This is a genomic window from Microcoleus sp. AT9b-C3 (assembly GCF_036705485.1).
In the GTDB taxonomy this organism is placed as follows: Bacteria; Cyanobacteriota; Cyanobacteriia; order Cyanobacteriales; family Microcoleaceae; genus Microcoleus.
Genome location: NZ_JAUBUR010000018.1, coordinates 21869 through 38652, shown reverse-complemented (window position 1 = coordinate 38652; position 16784 = coordinate 21869). Strand labels below are relative to the sequence as shown.

Below are 16784 nucleotides of genomic sequence, written 5' to 3'. Positions count from 1 at the left end.
GAAGGCAGAAGGAAGAGGGAAGAAGGCAGAACGAAGAGGGAAGAAGGCAGAAGGCAGAAGTAAAAAGTAAGAAGTAAGAAGTAAAAAGTAAGAAGTAAAAAGTAAAAAGTAAGAAGGCAGAAGGCAGAATCAAAAAAAATTCTGGTTTCTACCTTTTGCTTTCTGCCTCAAGATGACGGCTTATCTTCGCCGGATATTTTCTCAGACTTGGATTCAGTGGCCGGTTTAGCAGTTTCGACTAGATTCGGATCGGGGTGATTCGGGGGACTCAATTCAGTTTTTTCTGCTTCAGAAGAGAGTTCTTCACCTGTTGATTCGATCGAGATCACTGATACTGAAACCGTTTCCACCTGCACGCTCAACCCAGGTTCTCCCGGTACTTCTATCTCTACAGGCGCTGCCACTTCCACCACAGTCATTTCTATCGATGCTGCAGGGGCTTCTGCTTCCGGTACGCCTGCTGCTGGTTCTGGTTCACCAACTGCAGCCAGCGGTGTCTGGGCTTCCAGAGATAAAGCAGGGGCTGCTGGTTCTGGTTCACCAACTGCAGCCAGCGGTGTCTGGGTTTCCAGAGATAAAGCAGGGGCTTCTGCTTCTGGTAAGCCTGCTGCTGCTTCCGGTTCACCAACCGCAGCCAGAGGTGTCTGGGTGTCAGCGGACGATCGATCTTCGATCGGAGTTTCCCCTATTTTGTCCGAACTCGCGGTTTCTGTGGCTATCAAAAAGGCCATTGCTTCAACATCGTTGGGAAACGGCACTCCTTGGCTTGTTTCCACAACAGTGTTGCTACTTTCGGCTGCCACTTCCGCAGCCACCTCGGCTAATTCAGATTCGAGAATTTGGTCGATACCCGGTGCAGGAGTTGCCGTTATTTTAGATTCAGGTGCGATCGATTCTGGAGTCACTGAAGGTTTGGGCGTCTGGGGAGTTACATCAGACTTGTTTTTACCCGCACCGAGTCCCAACATACCGCCGAGACTATTTTTGATATTGCCGAACAGACTTGCGAAACCGCCGGATTTTTTAGCTGGTTTAGGAGTTGGAGGAGTTGGAGGAGTTGGAGGAGTTGGAGGAGTTGGGGTCGCTGCCGCCGCCGCTGCCGCCTGCGACTCTTTAACGGCTGTCCTCCATTCTGTTTCCTCGTCAAAATCATCGACTTCTGGCTGCTGTGGAGGCTCTGGCTGAGCGTCTGCTGGCTCCACACTTGGTGCAACGGCTATTTCTGAAATTTCTAGAGGTAGAGGTGGAGGAGTGAAGCTGCTGGCTAATTCTGCTGGGGTTGGTGAAGTCTCAGCAGCAGGAGTTTCGACTGAAAACACTGGTATTTCGGCAATTGCAGGTGGTTTCGAGTCGGGAATTTTCAAGTCAGGGGCGATCGCACTTTCGGCTGTTAGCTCGTCGATCGAACTTTCAGCAATACTTTCAGCTATGGGGGTAATCGCCGGCTGTTCCTCTAGCTTTACCTCGCCCTTATCCAGAGTGGGTGCTGGAACCACATCAGTTTTCGGTTTGGGCGATCGAACAAACTTAGGTTTTTTCGCTGCTGCGGGTTCTTTTTTCTTGGCAAACAAGCCCGCCAACGGCACGCCTGCTGCAGCCAAATTCGCCGACTGAGGAATCGGCGTTTGCTCAGCAACGGGCGTCACCTGCCGGCGCAAAGTCAGAGTTTCCCAGGCAAACCAGCCCAACATCGCCACGCCCGCCATTTGACCAAGCAGGAGAGCACCAGTAATTCGTCCCGCACAAGCCCATAAAATTAACGCATAAAAAAGCCCTACCCCACTCCAGGTAAAATCACTTTTGCGGTGCACTTCTGGAAAAAAGAATGCCGCCATGTAAATACTGAAGCTGCCTAGACCGACCGCCAACGCCAGAATGTATGCAAGCATATTGTCGGTACCTCCGCTGTGTCAAATAACTTCTACGCGCTAATTCTACCTTTGAGAGAGACTCAACGGCTTCTTTCTCTAGGACAATTCTTGATTTGTAGGGAAGTTTGGCAACGAACTGCTGTAAGGAATTTAACACGTTCAACCGATGTTGACGCCAGAAGAGCGATGAAAGATTTCCCACTCTCCCCCACTTCCCTAGGGCCCATCACCCCCTATCCCCACACCCCCTATCCCCATCACCCCCTTCTCAGTGGTGATAGATGTCACTTAAAGTATGCCCGTGCGATCGCACTAAGCGACTGAGGATGTTTATATGTTGTAGGTGTAAGAGGAATTATGCCCTAGGGCATATGTATGGGAGACAAAGCCATGTTAGAAAAACTATTATTAGCCGCCGGCTTAACCTTATCGCTTCAAATATTTCCCGGACTAAGCACTTCCGCGAAATTGCCTAAAAATGTGGTATTGCGATCGAGCGATCGCCCGGCTCAAACCCAGAAACTTCCCATCGTTGCAGTACCTGCGGCCCTCAAGCCGAACGTCCAATCGTAATGATACGTGCAAGATACCTGCAAGTGCGATCGGACTTAGGCAGAGCCTTTCTAATATTTTTTTCGAGCTGTTCTCTTTTTTATGTGACTGTTCACAACTCATCAGTTTGTAGTCAGGGCTTTAGTCCTCATTAATATCACCTAATAAGGACTAAAGCCCTTACTACAAACCCTAGGCCAATAATTAGTAGTAGAGAGAACATTAATTCCCATAAAATACTCAACAAATCTCAACATCAGGCTGTCTTATAAAGACATTCAAACCTTAAAAAACTTGGGAAACCTTGAATAAAGGCTCAAAATAGATATATGATTTCAGATTGAGCTCAAAGCTAATAAGCACATTGACTATTAAATCAAGGAAAGTGAAAATGGGACTTAGCGATATTCTCTTGAATGAAAACAACAGAGACACTTTTGTTGATGATTGTGTAAAGTTGATAGACAAACACGTTGCCGCAGCGCCCGGATTCGGTGGTATGGCTCTTAAAGCTGCCTACTCTACTGTCAAGGGGATACGGGCTGACTATTGCGCCCAAGTCGTCGATCAACTTCTGCCAGAAATCTCGATCGCACTCGATCCGATGTGGACTGAAGCCGTAAACAATGGCAACCCAGTAGAATATCTAGCCCAAAGAAAAGGTGAAGTAGCAGACGAATTGCTCCAGATAAGTGACAAAAGGGTCGAGAAAAGCACAAGATCGATGGTTAAAGGCGCCTATGCCAAACTCCGCCCCTCAGCTAAGACTTACGTGGAAAACGGAGTACCGGATTTAGCCGAAATTATTAATAAACATAGTGCGGCCTGATAAGTGATCGACGGCTAAAAAACAGAATAGCCAGATACCCGGCTTCTGCAAGAAATCGGGTATCTAAAAGCAGACTTATTCGTAAGTTTGCAGTTAGGAGAAAGAGTCCTAATTTTCGGCTTATCCATTGCCAATTACCCACTGATTTGCAGCCAATATTTTCAACATCGCCTGTCCGGTAATTCCCAACCCCAAAAACGTTACAAACATCGCGCTAATCGCCGGCATAAATTTGACTGCTGTGATCTGTTGTGGCAGTTTATCAAAATTCCGTTTGGCATAAACTAAGATTAATCCGATCGCACTCAGCACTAAAGCCAATCCCAAACTAAACGCTACCACTAGCGTCATTCCCAAACCAACATTGCCCAAAGCCGACGCGCTCAACAGCATCACCAAAGCGGAAGGACAAGGCAACAAACCGCCGGAAATTCCCAAGGCTAATAAGCTTTTCCAAGTAATAGCAGAACCGTCAGCACCGGGCGGCAAATGCGAGTGAAGGCGGCCGTCTCCGTGATGGTGGTAGTGGTGAGATAGATCGGGTTTTACAGGCTTAAATTCTCGCTCCCAACTTCCCCTACTCAAAAGATTCACTGGTTCTTCACATTCCGCAGTAAGGACTTTACTCCTTAAAAACCAGTTTTTATTAAAAATTTTAGTTGGGATTTTTTGGAGAACTTCAGTCCTCACTACCAACCTAGTCTTAATTTTGGATAAGAGTAAGTTGAACCCGATTACGGCTACTAATAAACCAGAGATTAAACTCAGCCAAGGATCTAATTTTTCCGGGTCGATCAAGTTAGAAGCAAACAAAGTAATTCCGCCCACAGCAAACACGCCGGCCGTGTGAGTAATTGTAGTGGTCGCTGCTAGAAATAAAGCGTGTACCGGAGTAGCCCGCGAACCAACTAAATAAGCGCCGACTATGGTTTTTCCGTGTCCGGGGGACATCGCGTGCACGCATCCCCAAGCAAATGCTCCCGCTACTGCTAGCAGTAAACTCCAACCTGAATCCCAGATAGATTCCTTTCCTGCTAACAAAAAGTCCCGGTTTTGTGGCGTAAACACAAAGCTTTTTACAGCGCCCCCTTGTACAATCGTAGCTTGGCAGCTAGCTGTCGGAACTTCGGGCAAAAACAGATTGTAATTAATCCGCAATTTCTCTGGTTTGGAGATGGAAATTGAGTCATGTAAACTGGGGGTTTTATCTTGAGAAGGTGCGGGCCAAGCGTAGTTTAAGATTAAGGTGCTGTGGGTATTCGGCTGCTGGATTAAGCTGGCGGTTTTAGCTGCTATGTCTAGCGGTTTTACTGCTAAGGAGCCTTGAATATTGCTACTGTTGGTAATGCGGATTTGTTGGCTGAAAAAGTTTTCTAGTTGTGTTTGGTGGCTGCGAACTTCAGCAGGTTGTAGCTGGCTATCTCGATTATCGTCGGCGAAGTTTGTTAAACCAGTTGGGAAAGTTAATGTTATTTCGGTTTGCAAATCGTTGACTACTATTTCTGCTACGGATAAGTCTGACCAGTGCGAGTAAACTGGTCTGGTTGAGGTTGTTAGTAATAATGAAAGTGTTAGAAAGAATAGGATGAAAAATTTTGGCGGTCGGTTTAGTTTGTATTGCATAAGTAGATCCTTTTAAGAGTTTTCTCGTCGGGTGGGGGCGGGTTTATTTAAATTGTCTATATCCCATAAAATTATTGGTGAACCCGCCCCTACGGCTCAAAATTCATCTGTTGCTAAACCTAATGCTTGGCGAGCTCGATCGTCAAAACTGGGGTCAATTTCCTTGGACTTTTGAAAATAAGCGCGAGATTCGGTATCCTTTCCTAAAGTCCGGGCGATCGCACCAGCCCGGTAAAACATCCCCGCATCCCGAATGCCCGATCGCATTATTTCGTCCATCACTCGATCGGCCTTTTGCCACTCCCCAGCGGCGGAAAGCGCCCAAGCCAAAGTATCCAACGTCACCGCATCCCGCCGAATTTTCACCTCCTGCTGCATTAACGTCAGCGCTTCCGTTACATCCTGCGATCGACCTTTTTCCAGCAGCAAACTTGCCAAATCCCTGCGGTGCCCAAAACCGCTAGATCCAGAAACCTGTTCCTGTCGCAGCCCAGCTTCTGCTTTGTCGCGAAGTCTCCGGGATTCGATCGCATCTCCCTCTAACTCTTTAACTCTCGCCATACCGCGATCGACAATGCGATCGAACACAGTCTCAACCCCGCCAGAATAAGCAGAAACCTTGCTGTAATAGCCTTCCGCCTCCCGATAATTGCCCTGGCGCGTCTCCAAATCCGCCAAATAAATCAGCGCCAGCGGGTATCGTGGCACCAACCGCAGCGCCTCCAAAAACAGCGCTTTCGCCTGCACAAACTGCCCGCGACGCGCGTAAAATCGGCCCAAGAGCGATCGGGCCTGCGCCGAACCAGCAACCTCTCCCGGTTCCTCCGCCGCCATTGCTTGGCGGTAATCCTGCAAAACCTCAGCATCTCGGCCCTGAGACTCTCTCACTAAAGCTCTCAAAGTGAGAGAACCCAAGTTCGGAATCCGGTTAACTAAGGCTTCTGCAGCTGCATTTGCCTCGCTCACTTTTCCCATTGCTAAGTGAGATGTAACTGAAAGGGCGATCGCATCTTCATTGTCAGAACCCACCTGTTTAGCAAAGCGCAAAGCAGTAGCAAAATCGTGTCTAGCCTCAGCAATTCGAGCTAAAACTAACAGCGCACCTTTGTTGTCAAAAGGCAAATCGGCGATCGACCTTTGGGCCGCTTGTTCTGCCAATAAAAACCAACCTCCTTCCCCAGTAGCGCGAGCCATTTTTAAATAAGATCCCGCCAGCGCCGCCCGGTTCAAACCGCTGCGGGAATCAACGGCCAACCGCTGCTGGTAAAAAGCAATCTCTTGCTGAATTGCTTCTTTTTGATTGGGATTACTTCTCAAGCTTTCCGAAAAATGATAGCGGTAATTAGTATCGAGATTTTCGGGGCTTTTGTTAGAAAATTCATCGGAAATTAAACGCCAATTAGGAGGTAAATTCACTACTACCATCCCAACTAAAGGAACTATTATCAGCAGCCAATACGAGAAAATATCCGATTTTATTTTGTGTTGAGTTTTAGTTTTCATACATCCGCGTTAATCAGCGTTTATCGGCGGTTCAAAAAAGTATTTTCAATATGTCATTAGCCAATAATTAATGACTAATGACTAATGACTAACGACTAATTAGGCAAAGCCAAATAAGGAAAAGTCGGTTCTAAAGGTTTGTGTCCCTGAGCCGGATTTCCCGGAGTTCCGTTATATGAAACGTTATCGCCAACCGGAGAACCCACCAAAGCTCCCAGAGTGATATCAATAACGTCGTCCATCAGCATACGACCTCCGATCAAGCTTCCTTGAGCATTTGTAGCGCTAGCGTAGCCGCTTGTTTTTGTGGTATCGATCCGCATGACATCGGGTAAGAAAGCTCCGGCGATCGCATTTGGATCGACATTATCCCGACCGTCCAAAAGATCCACAGCATTCAGAGTAGCAACAGCTTCCTGCCGCACCGGAGCAGCAGCAGCGCTCAAATCCGCTCTCGGAGGAATATTATTAAATGCCTCCAGATAAGCGGGAGAAACTATCAAACCCTCATTAATTGCAGGTCTCGCCAAACGCTCGAATTGTTTGAAACCGCCAGCTCCATCCCGGATCGAAACAGTTGACCAAACATCAAAAGTATTCGCCCCAGTTCCTGCTTGCAAAAACGCTTTCGGAACGCGCACGGCAATTGTATTGACGTTGTAACCTTTAGTAAAGTCGATCGCTTGATTCGGTTGTTTAAAAGCAGTGCGGGGCCCTGTTCCCAAAGCTGCGGCGCGAACTCGGAAAAATTGTTCGACATCAAAGAAAAACGGGTCTTCGCGTAAACCGGCAAATACAGTCAAGTTAGAACCGCCCACAGGTACTGTATTCAAAACAGCATTAGAATTCAACGGAGTTGTGGCAATTAGCCCGCCGTTAACTGTAGTCTTAGCAACAGTCTCCGAGCCGTTGCGAACAACAGTTACAGCTACCGCTTGCATACCTTGATTGTTAGGCGGACTGAAGGCAAACCGCAAGATAATATCCGAACGTCCAGTAGGTGTAGAATTCACGTCACCTACCTGCGTGATGTGAAATTGGTAGAGGGCTGTAGTGCTGAAATAATATTGATAGCGAGCTACAGACCTGGGATTGGAATTCATGGTAAATACTAAATCCCCGTCGGCAGCACCGGAGTTTTGGTCTTTTTCGCGATATACGTACAGGTCAGTTAAATTGACAGCGCGACCTTTAATATCTACTTCGCCGTCATCGTGGTCAGAAGCGACAATTATCCCTGGAGTTAATAGAGCAATTAGAGCTACTTCAATAGCTAGTATGGTTCGGCGAATTTTTTTTGTGAGCTTCACAGTTAGCACCTTTATTTCAATGAAATTTTTGCACAAATCAATGGTAAATAACCCGCATTCGCGGGTTTTACTTTTGTAGCAACAGGTTGACAGATTTCAACCTGTCGCGCTTTTGCGCTGTTGCTGAGCCTTCTCCTATTGGTGGTATACGAAGGTTTGGCAATTTTGGATCTGTGCTGCCAGATTAATTTATGTAAAAAAGTGCGTTCTTGAGCATTTACTCGTTCCCGGACTATGCTTGGGAATGCCTCCTCGGAGACCGAGCATCCCTCGATTTAGTGGAGCCAGAGCATCGCTTATAGGGGTTCCCAGGCTCTTCTTGGAAGTGAGGGAACAAAGCTTGGGAGCGAGTGAATGGCGTTGTTTTGACTGTTCAGGCTCCGGGCATTTCTTCGTTCTGCATAAAGCGGATTGCTAAGTCTCAAGAAAATAACTAATTCGGTGGTAAAATTCCAGATGACTTGGGATTTTTAAAATTCAAAGCACGACAAATTTAGCCTGAAAAGGCATATTCTAGCTGCTACCCCCAACTTCAAACTTACAATTATGTTCTGTAGGGATATACGCCGAATTTTTAATTTTGGATCTTTGCAGTCAAAACAAAAATTTTGGGTACACTGAGATGACAGGCCAGAAGTCAGGCGATGAATCGCTGCTTTTAGTGCAGATTGCCCGGAAAGACCAAACGGCATTAGCTAAACTTTACGATCGCTACGGTCGCCCAAGTTACGCTCTCGCTTACAAAATCCTGGGTTCGGTAGAAGAAGCTGAAGAAGTGGTAATCGATGTTTTTTCCCAAATTTGGCAAAAAGCAGCAACTTACGATCCTTCTCGCAGTCGAGCAGATACCTGGTTGTTCATGCTTACCCGCAGTCGTTCCATCGATCGCCTGCGAGCGATGCAGCGAACAGTCCGGGCTGCTGAAGCTTGTCTGGAAGAGGCTAAAGTACCCATCTCTAGCGTTGCAGAACCGATGGAAGATGCAATGTTTAAAGAACGCAGGGAACAAGTCAAAGCGGCATTAGAAAAACTGCCAAAGGAACAGCAAGAGGCGATCGAACTCGCCTACTACCAAGGGCTGACTTGCGCGGCGATATCAGCTCAAACTGGTATCCCGACAGGTACAATCAAAACCAGAATTCGGTTGGGTATTTCCAAATTGCGTCAAGCTTTGAGCGAATAATTTTAGATAGTCAAAAAACAAAATTTAAGTTGTTTAACATCAATCTAAAATTATGGTATCTCCAATCATCCATCTTGAGTGCGAGGGCAGCACACCAATCTCAAAGTTAAAATCAACTTAGGCTGAATTACTTAATTAATGGCGCAAAACAGATGGAAATGATGCCAGACGAGGAATATAAAATCCTTGCAGCCCTTCAAGCTCTCGATATCCTCGACGAGTCAGAACGCGGCGCATTTGCAGAGAAATTGAAAGAGTCCGCAGAACTGACAACTGAATTAGCAGCTTTTGAAGCGGCAATTGCCGCGATCGCCTACACAGCCCCGCCAGCGCCCGTCGCCCCCGACCTCAAAAACCGCCTGTTCCACCGCATAGCAGAACTGTCGCCAACCCCGGTAGAATCAGTCAATTTAAAGCCAATTGTTACTTCCCCAACAGAGAACAATACTCCATCTTTAATAGTGCGCTCGCACGAGGTAAAATGGAAATCTTATGGAGTTCCTGGAGTTTCGTTCGGCAAGCTTTACATTGACAAAAAAAAGCGCGAAATTACCTGCTTGATGCGCCTAGAACCGGGAGTAACATTTCCCATGCACCGACACGCGGCCTCGGAGGAAGTGGTTGTATTAGAAGGAGACTTAATTGTAGAAGGGGAAATTTGCCATCAAGGGGACTACATTCGCTCGGTTCCCGGTTCCACACATTCGCCCCTCACACAAGAGGGATGTTTGCTGTTAATGAAAACTTCCCTAGACAACGAAATGTTCGTCTGATATTATGTCGGTTGATTTTCCTGCAAGGATTTATTTTCGCTTAGTCGGGGCTGGTTTATGTATGCCGATTTTTAGTAAAAATTATAGAGTGTTGGTGAAACTAGCCTTTCCAAGTATTTCGTCGGTTAATTTACCCGACACGTTCTAACTCAAGAACACCGCATTATGCGGTTAAAAATCCCAAGTATATCACCTAATTCCCATGCTAAATTACTCGCGTTTAACTGCTGTTATGTCCGCTGTTATTATACAATTTGTACCCAGCAACCAAAGCGCGATCGCCCAAGAACGCGAAGGATGTTTTCTGGTCAATTCAGCGGGAGAAGTAATTAACTTAAATTTGTTGTGTTCGCCTCAAGAATCAGACATTAAGCTGACAGGAAACGATGGGAAATTTCTCGAAGACTACAAACGCTTAGCAAAAAGCTACTCTCCCGAAGCCACGGATAATTTACTGCAAGCAATTCAAAGGGCGCCAGGTCAAAAAATTGCTGCCGCTAAAAGAATGTGTGCGGAAGCAAAAGCGGGAGTTTCTCTGCCGGAAGTTAAATTAAGAGCGATCGGGCAAGCTGTCAGTATCGAAAATCCAAGTCTCAAAGAAAGTTTTCTGGCGGATGCCGATATTATTACCACTCTTGCCGCCAACCATTATTGCCCGGAATTAGCCAGTAAGTAATATCATGAAATTTGTAGGGACACGGTAAGGCAGCATCTCTGTTTTGATTTTACAGGAGTGCAAGGGGGACGTTCGCCATCCTAAAAAACGCTTTTTACAAAACTGAGATTCTCCCACGGTAATACGGCGTCTTTACTTGTAGTTAAAATATGAATTGTCATTTTGTCGGGCAACGATCAATGAAATTACCGCACATGAAATGAAACATTTAAAATCAAGTTCCGCCGACTTGCGGGATTTATTCAAAGACAGCATTACAGTTAAATATCTCGCGGAACCGCTGGAATCTGTCCCAGCTTGCGAAGATGCAGCCCAATTGCGATCGTGGATGGAGGCCCGCGATTTTGACGTGCTCGGTATCGAAGAAAATGGCACGGTTTGCGGCTATGTAGAACGATCGCACTTAAAGACAGGCAAGTGCAGCGACTACCAGCAAATTTTTCACCCCTCCCAATTAATTGCCGCCGCCACTCCTTTGATGGAATTGCTGCCGCTGCTGCGAGAAAAACCGAGATTATTTGTATTAGAAAGCAACAGGATCAACGGGATCGTTACCTGCGGCGATTTGCAAAAAGCACCGGTGCGGATGCTGCTGTTTGGATTGGTGACGCTTCTCGAAATGAATTTATTGCGAATCGTGCGGATTTACTTTCCCCAGGATTCTTGGCAAAAATTGCTTAAGGGCGATCGCATCTTAGCAGCAAAACACCTGTGGGAATTGGGGCGATCGCGAAATGAAGCGATTGACTTAATCGATTACCTGCAATTCTGCGACAAGCGAGATTTAATCCTGACTTCTGCTGAAATAGTCGATCGGCTGGGGCTCAAATCCAAACGCTACGGGGAGCGTTTTTTAAAGTCAGCAGAAGCATTGAGAAACAAATTAGCTCACGCTCAAGATTTAATTAACGGTTCTTCTTGGCCGGAAGTAATTTTTTTAGCCCAGGAAATAGAAGCGCTTTTGCAGCGTTGCGAAGAAATTGAAATGGCCGCACCCGCTGAATGAGAAAGCCTTTAAAAAATCAGAAAGGTTCGAGACTAAGGAATGAAAAATCAATAACTTGCACAATTAAACCCCAGAAGCTTTGATCCAAGGTACACTATTGCTCTATTAGTCACCTTATTTATTTTTCATTCCTTAGCCATTAGGAAGCTAATTTGGGAGCATCTCACTTTTGCAGCCAAGCTAGAAATTGGAGTTAGGAGTCAGGAGTCAGGAGCCAGGAGAAAAGAGGAAGAAGGAAGGAGCCAGAAGAAGTGTTTTTACAAATATGAGATGCTCCCGCTAATTTAACGGTAAATTCCTAAAAATTCAGTAAAAACGAGCTGCAACTTTTCCAGAACTCCGACTTCAAGAGAGTGCCGACTTCTTTAAGCAGTCGGCACTATATATATTAATCTTTCTTACGAGCAACAATGTGAAAAATATGCCAGTGTTTTTCCTCGCCTAGCGCCGTTACTCCAGGATGTTCTTCTTCGTCAAACCACTCAATCTCAAAGGGCTTTAGCAGCACTTGAATTTGTTCGCGAGTATGATGAGTGCGATCGGGATAAACAGCCCATGAGTCGCGATCGCCAAACAATTGACCGCAGAAATATCCTCCTGGATTTAGCGATGTCACGATCGTTTCCCAAAGATGGGGGAAATCGGCGGGCTGACAAAAAGGAAGGCAAAAACTGGCATTGATTAGAGCGATCGATTGAGGCAAAGTTAAGGTTTCAAAACGCATCAATTGAGTTTGCAGGAGATCGCGTTGAATCGGACGATCCAGCAGGCGATCGAAGGCATTTTGTTCCCTGTCAATAGCTAAAACCCGCCAGCCTCGACGCAGGAGTTCCACCGTATCTCGTCCATCGCCACAGCCTAAATCTACAGCGAATCGAGGACGTTCGAGCAACGGTTCCGTGTCAAAAATTGACAAGGCTTTCAGCAAAGTTTTATGCGGCGGGCGACCTTCCACCGCTTGATAGTAAGTCACCCAATTCTGTTTCATCTTCTTCTTCCTCCTCTACAAATTTCCCCTCTTCTTCTGACTCTTAATTTTTAATTTTTAACTGCCGATTAGTATACTGAGGAACCCACCCTTGAGCAGTTGTGTAATACTGCAAGGCTTTCAAGTACAGCGACGGAGTGAGATAAAACCAATGTTCGGTATTGGCAGGCACTTTAATGTATTCTTCAGCTTGCAGCATTAATTGTACCTGAGAGCCGTTAGAATACACAAACCCAAAAACGCATTCCCCAGCTAAAATGTGAAGAACTTCTGCATCTGTGTGGGTATGAGTGCGATGGCTTTGAGTCATCAGCGCGTAAATCTGCTGCGAACCTGGATGCAGCACTTTTAAGTCGCACCACCGATATCCGCTGGCGCGCTTAAACTGTTCAAACTCGCTATTAAAGGCTCCGAGAATCTGCTGTTTTTCTGTAACATTGAGAATGTCTTGAACGAGCAGTTCTTGAAACGCCGGATTTTCGTTTGTGGGCAGGGAATCGATCTCAATATTTAAAACTGCCAGTTGACTGGCGATCGCCCGGATATCCGTATATGTTCTACCGTCTTCTAGTTGCAGAACAGCCATATTACCACCTAATGTGTTGAGCTTTGAGGGAAATTTAGTTTCCATTTTTAAGCTGCTGTTTTAAGCTTTGGTCAAAAACTAAACTCCTGCTTATTTTCAATAATAGCCGATCGCTAAAATTCCATGTCCGGCCTTGCCAATCATCAAATCAATACCACCCATCAAATAATTTTGTGGGTTTTTTAACTTTTATTTAATAACATTTACTGGAGTTAATGTAAGGAACGCCATAAGCCCCGCAAAGCTTAACCAAAAACTCAAAACTTTCAAATTAGCATACCCGCGATACAAGCAGTCATAAAACAAGCCAAAGAGCCAGCAATCATTGCCCTCACGCCCAACCTCGCCAAATCGCCTTGCCGCGAAGGAGCCATCGCGCCAATTCCCCCAATCTGAATCCCGATCGAACCAATGTTAGAAAACCCGCACAAAGCATAAGTCGAGATAATTTGCGATCGTTCAGAAATCGCCTGTTGTTTCACCAATTCCATCAAATCTAAATAAGCAACAAACTCATTCAAAATCGTTTTTTTCCCCAAAACAATCCCCACCTCTGCACAATCAGCCCAAGGCACTCCCATCAGCCAAGCAACCGGAGCCATCAAATAAGCTAAAATTAATTCTAGCGACAACTGAGGCAAACTAATTAGCCCTCCAAACCAGCCCAAAAGCGCATTAAAAAAAGCCAACAAACCCAAAAAGGCAATCAACATAGCGGCCACATTCGCCGCCAACTTCAACCCGTCGCTAGCACCCGAAGCCGCCGCATCCACCGCATTAGCATAAACCTTTTCCACCTTCACCTCCCCAGCAGTCAGCGACTTTTCAGTTTCTGGGTACAGCAATTTAGAAATAGCCAAAGCTGCTGGTGCAGACATCACCGACGCCCCAATTAAATGTTGAGCCGGTACTCCAAAAGAAATATAAGCTGCCATGACTCCGCCGGCAATTGTGGCAAATCCTCCCGTCATGACAGCATGGAGTTCCGAGAGCGTCATCGCTGCCAAATAAGGTTTAATTAACAAAGGAGCTTCTGTTTGCCCTATAAAGATATTCGCAGCACAAGAAAGCGTTTCTGCGCCAGAAGTTTTCATGGTTTTCATCATCAACCATGCCACTGCTTGCACAACTCGCTGCAAAATTCCGTAGTGATAAAGTAGGGTGATAAACGAAGAGAAAAAAATGATAGTAGGCAGCACTTTAAAAGCGATAAAGTGTTCGGCAAAATTGTCTCCAAATATCAACTTTGCCCCCGCATCAGAAAAACTGAGAAACTGCGTCACCAAATCTCCAAAAAATTTAAATACAGCCAAACCAGGAGCAGTTTTGAGAATCAAAATAGCAAAAATTAGCTGTAAAGCAATTCCCCACAATACGGGCGGCCACTTGACAGCGCGCCGATCGACTGAAAAGGCGTAGGACAAACCGACAAAAACAGCTAACCCGAATACAGAAATAAGTCGTTCCATTTAGCAATTTTTAGAGAATGTGCAGCAAGCATTTCTCGTTAGTAGGCTCTGATAATCCAAATTAACAGTCCGATCGTACTTGATCTCGTTCCCAGAGATCGCCATGAGTTCGCGGCGCGGGCCGCACAGCCCCGGAGGGCGTATAATACACGATGCAGCCCGATCGCATACAATCTGGACCAGTTTCGCTTACAATAAAAGGCTCAACCTCAAAATTACGGCGCAGCCTAATTGCTGCTACTTTTATGTCTCTACCTATAGTTGCTATTATTGGACGCCCCAATGTAGGCAAATCGACTATCGTCAACCGTTTAGCCAACACCCAAGACGCGATCGTCCACGACGAACCAGGAATCACGCGCGATCGCACTTACAGACCAGCATACTGGGGCGATCGGGAATATCAAGTCGTAGACACCGGCGGGCTAGTATTCGACGATGAGACAGAATTTCTGCCTTTAATTCGCGAACAAGCAATGGCAGCCCTCGCAGAAGCCAGCGCAGCCATTTTCGTAGTAGACGGAAAAACCGGACTCACCGGCGGCGACGAAGCGATAGCATCTTGGCTGCGACTGCAAAAAGTCCCAGTCATTTTAGCCGTCAACAAATGCGAATCGGAAAATACAGGACTCACCCAAGCAGCCGACTTTTGGCAATTGGGACTCGGAGAACCTTACCCAATTTCCGGCATTCACGGCAACGGCACCGGCGAATTGCTTGACAAATTAATTACTTATCTTCCCACGGAAGTATTACCAGAAGTTGAGGAAATTAAAGTAGCAATTATCGGTCGTCCCAACGTCGGCAAATCGAGTTTGTTAAACGCATTTCTCGGAGAAAACCGCGCCATCGTCAGCCCGATTTCCGGCACAACTCGCGACGCGATCGACACCTTGGTAGAACGCAACGGTAAAACCTATCGCCTGATTGACACGGCAGGAATTCGCAAAAAGAAAAATGTCGAATACGGTGCAGAATTTTTCGGCATCAACCGCGCTTTCAAAGCTATCCGCCGCGCCAACGTCATACTGCTAGTAATTGACGCAATTGACGGAGTTACCGATCAAGACCAAAAATTAGCCGATCGCATCAGCGAAGAAGGTCGCGCCTGCATCATAGTTGTCAACAAATGGGACGCCGTAGAAAAAGACTCCGACACCATCTACGAGTACGAAAGAGAAGTAAGAACCAGACTTTATTTCCTCGACTGGGCCGAAATGATTTTTGTTAGCGCCATGACTGGACAGCGAGTTGAAAAAATCATTGAGTTAGTAGACAAAGCCTCCGACGAACACAAGCGCCGCGTCACTACCGCCGTGATTAACGAAGTCATAGAAGAAGCGACAAGCTGGCACTCAGCCCCAGTTACCCGCCAAGGAAAACAAGGCAAAATCTATTACGGTACTCAAGTGCGATCGCAGCCACCGACAATTGCGCTATTTGTCAACGATCCCAAACGCTTCACCGAAAATTACCGCCGCTACATGGAAAGCCAATTCCGCAAACACCTAGGCTTTACCGGTACACCAATGCGACTACTTTGGAGAGGCAAAAAAGTTCGTGCCACAGAAATGAGTACAACAAACAGAGCACTGCGCGTCAAGTAATTTTCGATTTGGGATTTTGGATTTTAGATTCAAGAAAAAACGCAATTAAATGATAAAATTAATAAATTGCGTTTTTCTTCTTGTTTATATTTTAAGATATAAATTTGATTTTATATCTGATAGCTGAATCCATCAAAACCTTAATCCCTAAACATCCAACAGAAAATCTAAAATAAAACAATCCCCCAATCTAACCATCTTCCCCTCTAACAATCTAAAATCCCAAATCTCAAATCTACAAGGTGGACGAACAAGAGTTTAAACAAAGAACGAAGGCTCTAGCATTAAGAGTTATTAAGCTAGTAAGTTCACTGCCCAAAAATACCGTTTCTGAGGTAATTGGCAAGCAGTTAATTCGTTCAGGAACTTCTGTCGGGGCTAACTATCGAGCAGCTTGTCGCGCTAGGTCAACAGCAGACTTAATTGCCAAACTCAGAATAGTGGAAGAAGAAGCCGATGAATGTCTTTACTGGATGGAGCTGATAGTTGAAGCTAAATTAGTAGATGTCACTAATTTGAGGAGTATCATGTCAGAAACGAATGAAATTTTAGCGATGACAGTGGCCTCAATCAAAACTTTAATTGCTAAAAACCCAACATCAAATCGCAAATAAAACAATTTCAAATCCCAAAAAATTCTATTTTATTAAAAATAAAACAAGAAAATAATCCCCCTCAAAAAATCAATGGCTCAATCAAATAATCCCCATTCAAAAATCCCTCAATCAATCAATCCCTCAATCAATCAATCCCTCAATCAATCAATCCCTCAATCAATCAATCCCTCAATCAATCAATCCCTCAATCA

15 protein-coding genes are annotated in these 16784 nt (G+C 45.7%); 8 read left to right on the top strand and 7 right to left on the bottom strand.

Annotated features, from left to right (window positions below):
- Window positions 1–167: 167 nt before the first annotated feature.
- Window positions 168–1889 carry a Ycf66 family protein gene (locus QUB77_RS17185; protein WP_333175317.1) on the bottom strand — a complete coding sequence of 574 codons (1722 nt, stop codon included), beginning with the start codon at window positions 1887–1889 and terminating at the stop codon, window positions 168–170.
- Between the two features lie 372 nt (window positions 1890–2261).
- Here QUB77_RS17185 and QUB77_RS17180 point away from each other — a divergent pair, with 372 nt between their 5' ends.
- Together QUB77_RS17180 and QUB77_RS17175 are read left to right on the top strand one after the other, a co-directional pair.
- Window positions 2262–2444, top strand: a complete 183-nt coding sequence (locus QUB77_RS17180; RefSeq protein ID WP_333175319.1) for a hypothetical protein — start codon at window positions 2262–2264, stop codon at window positions 2442–2444.
- A gap of 370 nt (window positions 2445–2814) precedes the next feature.
- Window positions 2815–3252: a DUF6918 family protein gene (locus QUB77_RS17175; protein ID WP_333175321.1), complete on the top strand. Its 438-nt coding sequence runs from the start codon at window positions 2815–2817 to the stop codon at window positions 3250–3252.
- A gap of 120 nt (window positions 3253–3372) precedes the next feature.
- Here the strand turns inward: QUB77_RS17175 and QUB77_RS17170 are convergent, their stop codons facing one another.
- From QUB77_RS17170 to QUB77_RS17160, 3 genes are all read right to left on the bottom strand, one after another.
- The gene (locus tag QUB77_RS17170) at window positions 3373–4875 is read right to left on the bottom strand and encodes a HoxN/HupN/NixA family nickel/cobalt transporter (RefSeq protein ID WP_333175324.1); all 1503 of its coding nucleotides are present in this window, start codon (window positions 4873–4875) and stop codon (window positions 3373–3375) included.
- 96 nt (window positions 4876–4971) lie between these two features.
- Window positions 4972–6378, bottom strand: a complete 1407-nt coding sequence (locus QUB77_RS17165) for a hypothetical protein (RefSeq protein ID WP_333175326.1) — start codon at window positions 6376–6378, stop codon at window positions 4972–4974.
- A 95-nt stretch (window positions 6379–6473) separates the two neighbouring features.
- A complete protein-coding gene (locus tag QUB77_RS17160) occupies window positions 6474–7688 on the bottom strand; it encodes a DUF4331 domain-containing protein (RefSeq protein WP_333175329.1) in 1215 nt (404 codons plus the stop codon).
- A gap of 622 nt (window positions 7689–8310) precedes the next feature.
- Here QUB77_RS17160 and QUB77_RS17155 point away from each other — a divergent pair.
- The 4 genes from QUB77_RS17155 to QUB77_RS17140 all read left to right on the top strand — a co-directional run bounded on the left by QUB77_RS17155 (window position 8311) and on the right by QUB77_RS17140 (window position 11326).
- Window positions 8311–8871 carry a sigma-70 family RNA polymerase sigma factor gene (locus tag QUB77_RS17155; RefSeq protein ID WP_333175332.1) on the top strand — a complete coding sequence of 187 codons (561 nt, stop codon included), beginning with the start codon at window positions 8311–8313 and terminating at the stop codon, window positions 8869–8871.
- A 158-nt stretch (window positions 8872–9029) separates the two neighbouring features.
- Complete coding sequence (locus QUB77_RS17150) at window positions 9030–9644, top strand: cupin domain-containing protein (protein WP_333175335.1); 615 nt, start codon at window positions 9030–9032, stop codon at window positions 9642–9644.
- A gap of 232 nt (window positions 9645–9876) precedes the next feature.
- Window positions 9877–10320 carry a DUF732 domain-containing protein gene (locus QUB77_RS17145; protein ID WP_333175338.1) on the top strand — a complete coding sequence of 148 codons (444 nt, stop codon included), beginning with the start codon at window positions 9877–9879 and terminating at the stop codon, window positions 10318–10320.
- Window positions 10321–10519: 199 nt separating this feature from the next.
- Window positions 10520–11326, top strand: coding sequence for a hypothetical protein (locus QUB77_RS17140; RefSeq protein WP_333175341.1), 807 nt, complete (start codon window positions 10520–10522; stop codon window positions 11324–11326).
- Window positions 11327–11714: 388 nt separating this feature from the next.
- On the opposite strand, the gene QUB77_RS17135 is transcribed toward QUB77_RS17140, so the two are convergent.
- The 3 genes from QUB77_RS17135 to QUB77_RS17125 all read right to left on the bottom strand — a co-directional run bounded on the left by QUB77_RS17135 (window position 11715) and on the right by QUB77_RS17125 (window position 14369).
- Window positions 11715–12314, bottom strand: coding sequence for a class I SAM-dependent methyltransferase (locus QUB77_RS17135; RefSeq protein ID WP_333175343.1), 600 nt, complete (start codon window positions 12312–12314; stop codon window positions 11715–11717).
- A gap of 43 nt (window positions 12315–12357) precedes the next feature.
- Complete coding sequence (locus QUB77_RS17130; RefSeq protein ID WP_333175345.1) at window positions 12358–12945, bottom strand: acireductone dioxygenase; 588 nt, start codon at window positions 12943–12945, stop codon at window positions 12358–12360.
- 221 nt (window positions 12946–13166) lie between these two features.
- Entirely contained in the window at window positions 13167–14369 is a 1203-nt protein-coding gene (locus QUB77_RS17125; RefSeq protein ID WP_333175348.1) for a NupC/NupG family nucleoside CNT transporter, read from the bottom strand.
- 245 nt (window positions 14370–14614) lie between these two features.
- Here QUB77_RS17125 and der point away from each other — a divergent pair, with 245 nt between their 5' ends.
- Together der and QUB77_RS17115 are read left to right on the top strand one after the other, a co-directional pair.
- Window positions 14615–15976, top strand: coding sequence for a ribosome biogenesis GTPase Der (gene der / locus QUB77_RS17120; RefSeq protein WP_333175351.1), 1362 nt, complete (start codon window positions 14615–14617; stop codon window positions 15974–15976).
- Window positions 15977–16218: 242 nt separating this feature from the next.
- The gene (locus tag QUB77_RS17115) at window positions 16219–16590 is read left to right on the top strand and encodes a four helix bundle protein (protein WP_333175353.1); all 372 of its coding nucleotides are present in this window, start codon (window positions 16219–16221) and stop codon (window positions 16588–16590) included.
- Window positions 16591–16784: the final 194 nt, after the last annotated feature.

Bases quoted from the DNA above. Each gene is read 5' to 3' on its own strand.
- QUB77_RS17185 (WP_333175317.1), bottom strand. From the start codon at position 1,889: ATGCTTGCATACATTCTGGCGTTGGCGGTCGGTCTAGGCAGCTTCAGT.
- QUB77_RS17180 (WP_333175319.1), top strand. From the start codon at position 2,262: ATGTTAGAAAAACTATTATTAGCCGCCGGCTTAACCTTATCGCTTCAA.
- QUB77_RS17175 (WP_333175321.1), top strand. From the start codon at position 2,815: ATGGGACTTAGCGATATTCTCTTGAATGAAAACAACAGAGACACTTTT.
- QUB77_RS17170 (WP_333175324.1), bottom strand. From the start codon at position 4,875: ATGCAATACAAACTAAACCGACCGCCAAAATTTTTCATCCTATTCTTT.
- QUB77_RS17165 (WP_333175326.1), bottom strand. From the start codon at position 6,378: ATGAAAACTAAAACTCAACACAAAATAAAATCGGATATTTTCTCGTAT.
- QUB77_RS17155 (WP_333175332.1), top strand. From the start codon at position 8,311: ATGACAGGCCAGAAGTCAGGCGATGAATCGCTGCTTTTAGTGCAGATT.
- QUB77_RS17150 (WP_333175335.1), top strand. From the start codon at position 9,030: ATGATGCCAGACGAGGAATATAAAATCCTTGCAGCCCTTCAAGCTCTC.
- QUB77_RS17145 (WP_333175338.1), top strand. From the start codon at position 9,877: ATGTCCGCTGTTATTATACAATTTGTACCCAGCAACCAAAGCGCGATC.
- QUB77_RS17140 (WP_333175341.1), top strand. From the start codon at position 10,520: ATGAAACATTTAAAATCAAGTTCCGCCGACTTGCGGGATTTATTCAAA.
- QUB77_RS17135 (WP_333175343.1), bottom strand. From the start codon at position 12,314: ATGAAACAGAATTGGGTGACTTACTATCAAGCGGTGGAAGGTCGCCCG.
- QUB77_RS17130 (WP_333175345.1), bottom strand. From the start codon at position 12,945: ATGGAAACTAAATTTCCCTCAAAGCTCAACACATTAGGTGGTAATATG.
- QUB77_RS17125 (WP_333175348.1), bottom strand. From the start codon at position 14,369: ATGGAACGACTTATTTCTGTATTCGGGTTAGCTGTTTTTGTCGGTTTG.
- der (WP_333175351.1), top strand. From the start codon at position 14,615: ATGTCTCTACCTATAGTTGCTATTATTGGACGCCCCAATGTAGGCAAA.